We start from the raw sequence: 12605 nt of genomic DNA, 5'->3' as shown, positions 1-12605 counted from the left end.
GTCCGCTTCGTCCCGCGTCTTACCCCTTTCTACGTCGTGCAGCGAACGGCGGGTTTTGAGGTTTGCTGTGCAAACGGTCATTTGCGCAACGCCGACCAGTTCCCCATCTGGACGATGCTAAATTGTGTTGCAAAACTCTCTATTTCTGTAGCACGATTTTGGTGCATTTGATGATGGCAGTTGCTGCATGGACGGGTCTCTACATGAAACCCCTGGAACCTATGAACTTTCATCTGCCCAAGCATTCTCGGAGATCAATTGTTCTAAGATGGACAGAACAGCCTCGCGTCGCAGCCCTTCTGATGTCGAACCATCATTTATTCCCATGAAATTCGCCGCTTTCGTGTGATACAGCGTATGCGCGTTTTGTACGTGTATTTGTTCGCGAACCTCATTCAGGATGACCCTGTCGCCCACTCGGGCGTTCAAGATTTCAAATGCCTGCTCGTGCGTAACCCGGAAGCCAAAACTCCAATCACCGTCTGTAACTGGCGCGGTTATGAGAAGCTTCTTTTCCATCTTGGTCCTCACGCTAACACACTGCTGATTAACGAAGCCGGGTGATTGTCGTATGCGCGAAACCCATATCCCTCGCAATGGCACGGCAACTATCACCATCTGTAAGGCGTCGTAACGCTAAAAGCCGTTGGTGCTCTGACAGCTTTGGCTTCGCACCAAATCTTACTCCCCGAGCCTTTGCCGCTAATCTGCCTTCGTTGGCGCGGCGCGTAATCCTTTCACGTTCGTCCTCTGCCAATGCCGAGAGAAATGCGAGGATGCCCTTGCCCATGGGCGTCGTCAGATCGAGCCAGGGCTTATCGAGTACCTTCACCTTTGCCCCACGATCTGCGACACGCTGAATGATCTTAATGCCGTCTACCATTGAGCGGGTGGCTCGGTCCCATTCGGCGATTACTAACACATCGCCTGTTCCAAGCGCGTCAATAGCCTTCTCGAGCTGCGGACGACCCTTTACCGTCTTGGCTGTGGCTTTTTCCCGAAAGATACGTTCGACACCGGCACCATTCAGCGCCCCAAACTGCCGGTCGAGGTTCTGAGCTTGCGTCGATACTCTGGCATAGCCGATCTGCATAGCTTTATGTACCAAAATGCAGCCAAACTCGCACCTGATTTATGCACCACGCGCACAGCCTTGTTTTGCGCGCTTTGCGATCATGGTGCACATATCATGGAATATGCACCAGCCAAGAGAACGACTACCAAACATTGCCGCTCTCCGAGGCACGCGGCGAACCATTCAACCCCCAGCTTCAATTTCATTTCCGGCCGAAAAATAAGCACCGCCCAAGGGGTGTTATGTGAACCGACCTCTGGTTGCATCACTCCGCATCATCCGGCGCCGAACATTCATCCAGCAGATCCTGCAATCCGGTCTTCTCCATCCGCCTGATCTCCACCACGCGGACAAGTGCCTGGTCGATCTCGGACGCAACGCCCGCGGCATAGGCGTCAGAGATCAGTTTCAGTTGCGCCGATATATCCCTGGCAAGGTGATCATCCCTCATTTTCTGTCTCATGCGTCTTCTCGCTCCTTGTGATGATGTTGCATTTGCGGCCCCTGTTCGCCGGGCAAGACGTCGCCGCGCTTATACACCCGCACAAGCTTGCCGCCGCAAGACAGCGGCCGGACAAGCTCCCGGTCCAAGCGGCGGGCCAGGTGGATCGGGGCAATATTCCCGAGAGCCGCCAATTGGCCCAAGGTGACATAGGTCGCCTCGAACCCTGCGATGCTGGCCCGGGAGATGTAGTTCTTTCGGTGATTGGTGTCGGGGTTGCGCCGCTGGACCTGGCACAGGTACCCGTGATCTCGCAGATGGCGGATCGATCCCAAGCCGATCTTGAGATAGCTGGCCGTTTCCGGCAGCATCAGGTCGCGGTCGAGTTGGAGAAGGCTTTTGCCGCATAGCGCGTCCCAATCCACCTCCATCGCTTGCAGCCCCGCCCCGTCGCCGCGACACAGTTTTCCGTCCAGATCGCCTTGGGCCCACAGATCAATCACCTGCGCCAAAGGCACCCCCTTGGCCCGGCAAAACTCCTTGAGTGGCACCACAGATTTTCCGGGCAGCCATTCCGGCAAGGCGTCGAGTTGGGCCAACAGCGCCCTCACCTCGTCGCGCAGCAAGTAGCGCAGGGACGACGTGATCCTGACCGTCGACAACACATCGCGGTTCTGCAAGGCTTTGACCTGTTGGGTAAGGATCCCCAACAGCCCGGCCGCGTCCTTGAGATTGATGAGCGAGTTCCAATAGGCCCTGGCCTGTGCAACCTCGTCCAGATGCACGTCCGTCCGCTTGAGCGCCGCGCCTTCCGGCACGCCTTGCATATGGCCAAGCAGGCGCTTGAGAAACACCGCGCCAAAGCCAGAGCGTTTGCGCGCATCCTCCATCGTGAGCCAGATCTCCTTGTCCGGCTTCTTCCCGAACACCTCCTTGTCCATCGGCGTCGGATAGGTCGCAAAGACATGTTGGCGCGTGACATCTGTCAGCTGATGCAGTGCCTCGTCGGCATAGACCTCCCGCAGCCAATGATAGAAGGGACCCATATCCGCGCTGAAATAGGGCCGTTCAGACCGGCTCTGTGTGCGCAGCTTTTCCAACGCGTTGCGATAGGCATCGCGGCCCCCGGAAAGAGCCTCGAACCCCGCATCGCACAAAGCGGTCTGCTCCGCTGCAGGCATGTGTTGCAAAGAGGCGGATACTTCCGCGTTGAGCCCTGCGCCCAGGGTCAAACTGGCGCGATGGATATGGGTCAGATCCCAGGTGCGAAGCCAATCGTCTTGCGGCCCCTCCCAGATACGTCGCCTGACATAGGCCTCATAGCGGGTCCCGGCAATCGGCGTCGCGCGGCAACGCGCGCGGCGCAGCAGTTCCGCGTGCCGCAGCACCTGCCCCGCGAAATCATAGGTCGCATGTGAGTTTTTCGCCGGCGGCAAGGTCATGAGCGCGCATCCATGCGTGGGGCAGCGATAGAGCGCCAGCACCGACCATTCCAGCATCTGAACCACCCCCGCCGGTCCGCGCGCCTCAAGCGCAGATACGACGCAGCGCGGGCACAGGCGGGTCGCGGTCCGGCGAAACGCACCCGTTGTCGAGAAGGCCTGCCCCACGCGGTAGCGGCCAATGTCGGATTTCGGGGCCGACCAGCGGGTCAGAGTTTCCAGGGGCGCCCCCGTGATCCAGGACAGCCGGTCGAGTTGATCGGGATGCGCCGAGCATAAGAATGGCCAGCGCATACCCATATCGGTGCAGAAATCCCGGGGCGTGGTATGATGACGTTGCGCATTGCGGCTGACATAGCCATAGGGCGTCTCCCCCTCGATGAGGGGGAGCGCCAAGACAAGGGGCGCGTTCATTGCGGGTCCTCGTCATCATAGCGGCGATCAAAGATGCTTCGCGGATTGATCCGAACGAAATCCTCCGCAAGGAACGGGTTCAACGCATCCACCGCAGCGCTTCGATCATGGTACACATCGGCAAAACACCTGTGCGCGAGCGTTGCCCCCACACCGCCCTCCAGCAATGCCTTGGCCACTGCCTGAACAGTGATCTCGACCATCAGGCCGAACTCGTAATCCGCAGCATGCATCAGGCGCTGCGCGAATTGCTCGGTCAGCAAACCGTCGGCGACCTCGATTTGGCCCCGTCGCGCATAGTTCTTGATGAGATCGAGGACCGGCGCGACATGTTTGACGGCGTGCAGACGGTCAATCTCGACCGGGAAGAGCCTGCGCGCCAGCTGGGGGTCCTGGTTCACGATCCGCTTCAGGTCCGGCATCCCGGTCAGGATCACCCCGGTCGGCCAATGTGAGTTCTCCATCAGGGATTTCAGCGTGTTGACCACGGATTGTCGCTCCTTGTCGGTCTGATAGCGCGCAAGGTCCTGCGCCTCATCGAGATGCAAGAAGAGCGTACGCCGCAGCTTGAGCTGAACCTTCACCTGGTCCCAGATCACCGAGCCCTGCTTGTCGCCGGACAAGGGGTAACCGAGCGCGCGCAGCGTTGCTGAGCCCACGAATTTCATCGTCGCGGGGCTTGGCACCTGCAAGCTTATGAACTCGCAGTGTTCCTTGTCCGCATCGGTCGCGAGCAGATGGGCGTTTTGCCGAACCAACTCACGGATAGCCGTGGTTTTCCCGCTGCCAGACTGCCCGACCAATACGATGCCGCGCACATTGCTTTTGACACCATCCACCATATCGGCGCGCCGCTGTTCAAGCAGCAACCGAAAATGCCCTTCGAGCTTTTTGTAGGCCGGCGTTGGCGCATAAGCGGCGCGGATATTCTGGATGATCTGCCGGATCCTGGGGTCACGCATCGTCATCGTCCTCCTCCTCCTCGTCGCTGAATTTCCAGAATTCTTCGGGCTCCTCCTCGTCGCGCTGAAGGGGCTGGTCTTCTGGCTGGGACGCCGGGTCGTGTTTGATTTCCTCAGAAAGCAAGCCGCCCAAAGTGCCTTCGCCCTCATCCTCTGTCGTCGCCTGGCGTTCGGGATCGAGACCCAAAGACAGCCCCCAAAAGGTTTCCCGTTCGGCGCGTTTGATTTGATCGGTGGTCAGGGCAACAGGCCCCAGTTGCCGCATGGCACGTTGCTCGGCGTCGATCTCCTTGATGCGTTTGATCGCGCGATCAACAACGCCTTGGGTCAAGCCAGCAGCATTGCGGTTGGTCTGGCGCAGATCAAAGATCACCCGTTCCCAAGCGGCAAAGGACAGGCCTTCCAGATTGGGAATTTGGGCTTTCAAACTCGCCCAGCCCGCGTCTTCACCCCCGTCGAACCAGACCGAGATGTGCTCCATGTCTTCCGGATCAATCCGCACATCGACCGTTTGAGGCCCGAACTTCAGGAAATGTTTGGCAAGCCGTTCCGAATGATAGTTCACGCCCCCCACCAAAACACCGTGCCGACCTGTTTCACGGCTTAGCGCGACGCCGAGGATATGGCGCAGCTTGTGGTTGCTGAGGGCGGGCGACCAACCGAACTTCGCGTTGAGGCGCTCCCAAACAATGTTTGGTGTCGCCCAATCAAGCGCTCGGTGTTTGCGGTTGTGATACCGATCAACGGTAAACCGTATTAAAAGCTCAACAATGCTTTCCGCCGTGTGAACGGCATAGTCCTGCGATGGATAGTCGCCCCGCTCCTGAGGATTCGAATGTGTCCGTCCTGTCAGCAAAGGCATGAGCTGTGTTGCCACCGAACGGAAGACCCGCTCAACGCGCCCCCGCAGCTTTGGAACACCTGCTGGAAGAACCGAGTAGTCAATACCCAGATCCGACAGTGCTGCCTTGAACTCAGCGTTCACAAAAGCCGGGCCATTATCGACGGTCACATGATAGATATGGCCGTGTTGCCGCCAATCCGCCTTGCACCCAAGCCGACGGGCAAGTTCAGTCTTGTCCCGCATCGCCATCCACAGCACGGCCTTGGCCTCACCCGACGATGGCTTGCGCGACAGTTTCAGCCCCAAGATACTGCGACTGGCGGTATCGAAGGCCACGCAGACCCAATACCGGCCCGTCTCAATATCGCGAAGGCTGCCCGACGTGATGTCGATGTTGGCCGACCTGAGGATCGCCATCAGGTCGATCTCCCATTCATCCATTTCCACTCGGTGCAGCGGCGCCTCAACCTTCAGGCCACCTCCATGCGCGCCAAGCTTGTTCTTCGCAAAGGCAACGCCCTTGCGCGCGGCGAGAACTTCAAATCTGTCCAACTCATTGATCCGGCGCTCGATCGTGCTCTTCGAAACCTCCGCAAGCGGTGGATCGCCTGACAGCGCACGCACCCGGTTTTTCTCCCGGACCTCCGCATTGACGGCATCCAGAACATGGCTGGGAAGAATTTGGTTCGGGTGCAGGTAGTCTTGAAGGTGGCACTGAATAATCGCTTCAACCTCGGCACTCACGCGCTTTGCGTTCGACCCGTTGAAGATCGATTTCTTGACGAAGACCATCGGATCCTTGACGCCTTCCCAGTCGCGCAACCACGCCATTGCCGAGGTGCGGCACGGTGATCGCCTTAAGGAAACGCTATCAAACGGGGCTCCCGGATTGGCTTGCTTCAGGCCCAGTTTGAGCTTTTCGGTCACCCGTCCTTCCAGCTCGGGTAGGAATGCCAGCCATCGTTCGGCGGAGCGGTTGAACTTCCCTTCCTGTTCCGCCTCAAGCATCGCTTCGCACCAGCATTCTTTCCAAAAGGCTTCCAGTTGCGACTTGGTCGACAGCCGCGACAGCAGCGATCGCCCGGCACGCGCACGCCGCGCCACCTGACGGCTTTCGAAGTAACCGTATTCGATTGCATAGCCGCCCCCCGCGACAAGCTCGGACAACTCCTGATGCGTAAGCGAAAGCGGTTCCGCATGACCGTGCAGCGCTCGGATCTGTACGCATAGGTCATTCACTTTTTCGATGGTGTGGATATCGCCACCCGCGATCACCGCATCGCAAGGCGTGATACCAAGCCGGATGTTCATCTTGTTCATGGGGTTCCCTTTCGAGGTGAAATGATTGTGTTTGGTGTGATCCGCTCCTGCTTTTCCGCGTTGAAAACGCCTGCATAGATCGCGCGGAACACCGCCCTGAAAGCGCGCGCGCCAAGGCCCGATTTCTCGATCAGCTGGTGGATTGGCATTTCACCGGCAAGCCTGCGTCCCAGATCGAGAACGACCTGATCCGCCTCATCATCCGGCGAGCGGCGAAAGAAGTTCAGAAGCTCGGCATTCTGGACCTCGACCCGGTGGCGTTGTCGCTCTGTGACGAGAACAACCTTGTCTGCAAAGCCCTGGGGCAAGTCCCGTTCGATTGCCCGAAGCGTTGCCCGGAAATTGAGCTTCTCCGCGCGCTCCATCGGCTTCACGGCGATGGCCACCCGGCTGCCGTTTCTGAACTCCGCCAGATAGTCGAAACGATGGGAGCGCAGCTTTCCATCGTGATCGACATAAGAGACCGTTTCCGGCTGATCATGCAGGTTCCAGATATCCGGCATTGCAAGGCACAGCAGGCAGGTTTCGCGTTCGCCCTGACTGGCACTGATGATCTGCCGCCAATGCTCTTCTGCCGGCAGCTTGGCAAAGGTGAACCCACGAACGGTCAACTTGGACCGCGCAGGGAACATCAGCCCAGCCGTGGTCGGCTGTGGCGGACGATAGAAATCGTCGTCAAAGTAGTTGGTCATGATGTTTGCATCAGCCGCCAGGGAACCCGGCGCCGATGACACTCCTTGATGTTGAGACAAACGAGACCCGCCCGCAGAAACGCTCTGCGCGGTTGACGAGTCTCGGAATTTGGGTCATGAAGGAGGTGCAAAGGGGTCAAACTTTTGCATCTCAGGCCTTGTTGGAAGTCGCTAGCTTCCTTCGAGGCCTTTGCTTTTATGGGCTCATTGTTTTTTCCTCCCGATGCTGCGTTCTGGGAATAGCTCTTCGGGCGTCGTCTCCAGCGCGTTGGCAAGAGCTTGTTCGACACGCCTCGAACGCCTGTGTCCCTGGCTGACGGCAGTAACGCTACCAGCAGAAATCCCTAAACTCCGCGCGATCTGAACCAAGGATACGCCTCGCTGCCTGAGGCGGTACTTTATCTCTTCATGTCGATCGCGGTTGAGGGTCATCAAACTATCAAACTGTTTTGCTTGTTGGCCCAACTTCCGCTCGTTCGCTGCGAGGTCAAGGATTTCCACTTTGTGGGGCTTTGAATCTCTTCTTTACCCCGTCGGTCGTCTATCAAAATGAGAACTTGTATTGGCCAAAGCATCGCAAACTGAGACCATTCCTCGAAAAGGAATCACACGCGAGGAACCAGATATGGACTCGGATACTCATGCGCAGCCTAATCCTAGTCATACTGGCGGGCCGCTAGACGAAGAAAGCCGAATGTTTCGTCAGGCCGAGGCAAACTTGCGGCAAGCAAAAGAAGCTCTTTGCTTAGCCCAAGAAGCCTACGACAGGCTAGCTTCTCAACGACCTATTAGGCTCCCTGCCCGGAGGCAGAAACAGCTTCAAATCCGCAGATCGCTGACCGACGAAGAAAAACGTGCACGTCTTCGAGAAGCCGAACGTAGTGCCACGAAGCGACGTCTCGAACTTCAAGAGCAGGCTCAAAAGCGTGCATTTGTCTACAGCTTAGGGGCCGACGTCAACATTGTGCGACCGACCGATGAGCTGGTGTCGCTGTTTCAGGAAGTCGGATCCCTTGATCAGTTCGCCAAAAGGTTAGCGATCACACGCCGCGATGCCATTCACGTTCTGAAAGCGGCTGGGTTTGACGTTGTAGAGAATATTGCGAAGGCATGGGAAGGCGGGGAATCTCTTCGTGTCCTGAGCAAAGAGCACGGACCGACGCCACAGACGATATCCAAGTGGATCAAGTCGACCGGACGCACAATCAAGTTACGAAATTCAAACCAGAAATATGATCGCGCCCGCATGTATGAGCTGTTTGATGATGGATGGACAACAAACAAGATCGCGACGACCATGAAACTCAGCTGGGCGACGGTACAACGGTGCAAGACGAGTTGGTGGGAAGCCAAAAATAAACAAGGCTAGTCGAGATTTGTCCCATCGGCCCACGCCGACTGTCGATTTCGGACCCGGCATTCGGCGAGAGTGGGCGGGAAGCGGAAGTTCGCTGCAAGTGCGAGACGCCCAAGCAACTTCCCCCAAAGCAGACATTTAGTAAGGTGGGATTATTGAACGCGCCAATCGATGCACCGGAAACGAACGGAAGAAAAACTTGCAATTCATTAAGAATGGACCAGACGTCCCAGAAGAACTGTTTGAAGAGCACGAAGAAGGTCGCGTTGTCTTCTTTTGTGGGGCAGGCATTTCCTACCCTGCTGGTCTTCCGGGTTTTGGTGGCCTTGTGGAAAGAATTTATGCGAACCTAGCCACTTCTCCCTCGCAGATCGAACAAAAAGCTTTAGAAAATTACGAGTTTGATACCGCTCTCGGACTCCTGGAGCGAAACCACACGGGTGGTCGGCTTGCTGTGCGGCGTGCACTCGAGAAAGCCCTTGTGCCTGCTTCTACAAGTCCAAACGCAATTCGAACTCAAAGGTCTTTGTTGACATTAGGCAGAAGTAGAGCTGGTCGATTGCGGCTAGTAACCACGAATTTCGACCGCTTGTTCGAAAAAGTAATCTACGACGACGGCCTATCGATTTCCACGTTTGCGGCTCCGACTCTTCCGGTGCCTAAGAATAGGTGGGATGGCCTCGTTTACTTGCATGGCTTGCTTCCTGAGATCAAAAATGACGAGATGCTGCAGCGGTTGGTCGTAACAAGCGGCGACTTTGGACTTGCCTACCTAAATGAACGATGGGCCGCACGTTTCGTGTCGGAGCTGTTTCGAAGCTATACCGTCTGTTTCGTTGGCTATAGCATAAACGATCCGATCCTCCGGTACATGATGGACGCGCTGGCTGCCGACAGCTTGATGGGCGAAAGCAACCCCAAGGCCTACGCATTTGGAAGTTACTATCCTGCGGCGAAATTCGATGAAGCTGAGCGGGAGTGGGTGGCCAAGAACGTAAAGCCCATCTTGTACAAGGGCCGACGTTGCCACGAGTATTTGCACGAAACTCTTGCCGCGTGGGCTGCTAATTACCGGGACGGTGTATTGGCCAAGCAGTCAATAGTAAGCTCTTATTGTCACCTCACTCCAGCAATCACGACGCGTCAGGACAACTTCGTTGGTAGGCTAAACTGGGCCCTGAGCGACAAATCTGGGCTGCCAGCAAAACATTTTGCTGACGCTTCGCCTGCGCCGCCGCTTGACTGGCTCGAACCATTCACAGACCAAGCCTTGGGCCACAATGATCTCAGGAGGTTTGGCGTGATGGCCAACTCCGAAGTGGATCAAAGCCTTAAGTTCAGCCTCTTGCGAAGACCATCGCCATACACGCTTTCTGCGGGCATGTCGCCGGTCACCCATTCCAGTGCTTCGATGGGCGATTTCGACCAAATAATGATGCATATGGCGAGATGGCTCGCGCGGCACATTCACGACCCAAAACTCTTCCTGTGGGTGGTTTCTCAAGGCGGCATCCTGCATCCACGGTTGAAATGGCATATCCAAAAGGAGCTGGAAGACCACCCTCCTTCTAAAGCCTTGCAAAGTCTGTGGGGCCTTCTGCTTGCCGGTCGCATAAAGAATACGTCGAGCCACGCTGAGCTATATTCTTGGGCGAAGAAATTTGTATCTTCGGGTCTCACTTCGATCCTTCGTTTTGAGTTTCAAGCGGCATTAAAGCCCTTGGTTAAGGTAAGCCGACCATACAGATTCGATGCTTTTGAAAAGGAGCAAGAAGCTAATCCAGCGGAGAAAGCTGAACCCGCCGTTCGGGACGTAGTCGAGGCTGAGGTTGTGCTGAATGTTGACTACGCACATTCCGCTATCGAAAACCTTCGACAGAACGATGATTGGTCAAGCGCTACAGCAAGACTCCTTCCAGACCTTGTTGCTCTGCTGCTGGATGCCATGGAACTAATGAGTGTTCTGCAACAAGCCAATGAGAAGGAAGACCTCTCACACATACACCAACCATCGATCTCGCCACATGATCAGAACAAGGATTTCAACGAATGGACTGTATTGATCGATCTTGTGCGCGACGCCTGGCTCGCGAAACTGGAAATCGACGAGCAGGCAGCCGCGGCGGAGCTTCGCAAATGGGCGGGAATTGGGTTTCCGATTTTCAAACGGCTCGCATTTTTCGGAGCAACGCAAAAGCCCGACCTTCTACAAGATGCTGAGGGCCTAGAATGGCTCCTAGATGAACAATCCTATTGGCTTTGGACAATTTACACTCGTCGTGAAACCGTTCGATTTGTGGTTTCGATCTCCCTCAATGCATCGCGCGAAACACAGGCAAGACTTCAATCCAAGATCGTTGAAGGACCTCCCATCTCGATGTTCCGCGAAGGCTTGGAGCAAAGTGACCTCGAGCGAATACGAAAGCGAATGACTTGGATGCTTTTGGCAAAGATTCGAGCGTCCGGTGGTACGCTTTTCGAAGATGCCCAGTCGAAGGTTGAGGAAATTGAGGCAGAGTATCCAATCTGGCAGGTCGCTGGAGATGAACGCGACGAGTTTGCCATGTGGACATCCGATGGCGAAGATTTGCGAACGTATGATCAAGCCCCGACCGATCTCGAAGAGCTCAAGCAATGGCTAAAAAAGAAGCCCGATCCGGATGATTTCAGAGATTCTGATGATTGGACGGACGTTTGCACGAAGCGCGAGATGCTAGCGTTGGACGCGCTCAAGGGACTCGCGGAAGAGGGTACATTTCCCATCGGGCGTTGGCGACAAGCCCTCCAGACATGGTCGAACAAGGAAGAGGAAATTACGGATATTTGGAGGGCGACCGCTCCGTTGCTCATGGATTTCGGCCAACACGAGATTGAAGAACTCTCTCACCAGATCGCCTGGTTTTTGAAGGCAGCATCGAAATGGGTGTCGTTCGCAGATCCTCATTTCCTTGTGTTGATCAATCGGATCTTTGAAAACCACGAAACGAAGGATATCGATCTAGGCGAGGACGTAATCAGCCGAGCTATCAATCACCCTACAGGACTCGCGTTTGAAGCATTGCTGAGTTGCTGGTTCAGAAGTGGGCTTGAAGATGGCCAAAGGATCAATCCCAAAGTTCGCCCGATGTTCGACAGAGTGTTTAATTCGGAGGCGCATGGTCTTGGGTTTTGCCGAGTGATCCTAGCCGGTCATCTCATAACCATTTTCAGGGTTGATCGAGATTGGACTGAGAAGAACCTATTGCCCGATTTCATTTGGCAAAGCTCCCCTGAACGCGCGCCGGGAATGTGGATGAGTTTCTTGCATTCCCCCAGACTCTATTGGCCGGTGTTAAATGCGCTAAAGAACGATTTTTTTGAGGTGCCTAACCACTTCGAGAAGCTCGGTAAGACGTACAGGCGGCAGTATATTTCGCTGCTGACATTCAGTGCTCTCGATACAGATGCGGGGTTCACCGAGGGCGAGTTTAGGACCGTACTTCATGCACTGCCCATGGCGAATTTGGAGCAGGTGGCAAACACGCTCTTTCGGGCAATGCAAGGGGCGGGAGAGAACAAGACAGAGTACTTCGAAAACCGGATTTGTCCGTTCTTCGTGAAACTCTGGCCGAAGAATGCAAACGCAAAAACCCAAGAGGTATCTAAGGCTTTTGCTCTTTTGTGCTCGGTATCGGGCAGTGCACTTCCTGCAGCTCTCGAGCTACTTCGTGATTGGCTGCAGCCAGTTGACGACATCAATCTCGTTGTACATCTGCTTGAACAGAGTGACTCGGCACGAGTTTTTCCATCCGAAACACTCGCGTTGCTATCGATTATTGTGAACGAGCAAGATCAGTGGCTGTCAGAAGACTTGAAGAAGCTGCTGCTGGCAATTCGGGAGGAACGCCTAGATCTGCAGAATGACGCCGATTTTGTTCGGCTGACCACACTTCTTCAGCAACGGGGCCACGAATGGCCATAGGTGTAGTGAACCGCAATCATCCGCGTCTTGAACTGCAAACATCGTGATTTTTCGACCAGATTAACTGCGTTTATCTGGGGTGCGGAAACCGAATTG

General features: G+C 55.7%; 10 protein-coding genes. 2 read left to right on the top strand and 8 right to left on the bottom strand.

Annotated features, from left to right (window positions below):
- Window positions 1-219: 219 nt before the first annotated feature.
- From MUY21_RS09125 to MUY21_RS09090, 8 genes are all read right to left on the bottom strand, one after another.
- Window positions 220-519 (bottom strand): hypothetical protein, encoded by a 300-nt coding sequence (locus MUY21_RS09125; protein WP_248410066.1) that lies wholly within the window; start codon window positions 517-519, stop codon window positions 220-222.
- A 28-nt stretch (window positions 520-547) separates the two neighbouring features.
- Window positions 548-1093: a recombinase family protein gene (locus MUY21_RS09120; protein WP_248410065.1), complete on the bottom strand. Its 546-nt coding sequence runs from the start codon at window positions 1091-1093 to the stop codon at window positions 548-550.
- A 247-nt stretch (window positions 1094-1340) separates the two neighbouring features.
- On the bottom strand, window positions 1341-1538 hold the full coding sequence (locus MUY21_RS09115) for a hypothetical protein (RefSeq protein WP_248410063.1): 198 nt from the start codon (window positions 1536-1538) through the stop codon (window positions 1341-1343).
- Window positions 1535-3373: a TniQ family protein gene (locus tag MUY21_RS09110; RefSeq protein ID WP_248410062.1), complete on the bottom strand. Its 1839-nt coding sequence runs from the start codon at window positions 3371-3373 to the stop codon at window positions 1535-1537. The genes MUY21_RS09115 and MUY21_RS09110 overlap by 4 nt, the downstream gene beginning before the upstream one ends.
- Complete coding sequence (locus MUY21_RS09105) at window positions 3370-4341, bottom strand: TniB family NTP-binding protein (RefSeq protein WP_248410060.1); 972 nt, start codon at window positions 4339-4341, stop codon at window positions 3370-3372. Before MUY21_RS09105 ends, MUY21_RS09110 begins: the two co-directional genes overlap by 4 nt.
- On the bottom strand, window positions 4328-6490 hold the full coding sequence (locus tag MUY21_RS09100; protein ID WP_248410058.1) for a transposase family protein: 2163 nt from the start codon (window positions 6488-6490) through the stop codon (window positions 4328-4330). Before MUY21_RS09100 ends, MUY21_RS09105 begins: the two co-directional genes overlap by 14 nt.
- A 5-nt stretch (window positions 6491-6495) precedes the next feature.
- Window positions 6496-7191, bottom strand: coding sequence for a Tn7 transposase TnsA N-terminal domain-containing protein (locus MUY21_RS09095; protein ID WP_248410057.1), 696 nt, complete (start codon window positions 7189-7191; stop codon window positions 6496-6498).
- Window positions 7192-7395: 204 nt separating this feature from the next.
- Window positions 7396-7623: a helix-turn-helix domain-containing protein gene (locus MUY21_RS09090; RefSeq protein WP_248410416.1), complete on the bottom strand. Its 228-nt coding sequence runs from the start codon at window positions 7621-7623 to the stop codon at window positions 7396-7398.
- Window positions 7624-7816: 193 nt separating this feature from the next.
- Here MUY21_RS09090 and MUY21_RS09085 point away from each other — a divergent pair, with 193 nt between their 5' ends.
- Window positions 7817-8560: a hypothetical protein gene (locus tag MUY21_RS09085; protein WP_248410055.1), complete on the top strand. Its 744-nt coding sequence runs from the start codon at window positions 7817-7819 to the stop codon at window positions 8558-8560.
- A 187-nt stretch (window positions 8561-8747) separates the two neighbouring features.
- On the top strand, window positions 8748-12509 hold the full coding sequence (gene dsr1 / locus MUY21_RS09080) for an anti-phage defense-associated sirtuin Dsr1 (RefSeq protein WP_248410054.1): 3762 nt from the start codon (window positions 8748-8750) through the stop codon (window positions 12507-12509).
- Window positions 12510-12605 lie beyond the last annotated feature (96 nt).

Origin of the sequence: Aliiroseovarius sp. S2029 (assembly GCF_023195575.1) — a bacterium.
In the GTDB taxonomy this organism is placed as follows: Bacteria; Pseudomonadota; Alphaproteobacteria; order Rhodobacterales; family Rhodobacteraceae; genus Aliiroseovarius; species Aliiroseovarius zhejiangensis.
This window is presented reverse-complemented; position numbering and strand designations above follow the sequence as displayed.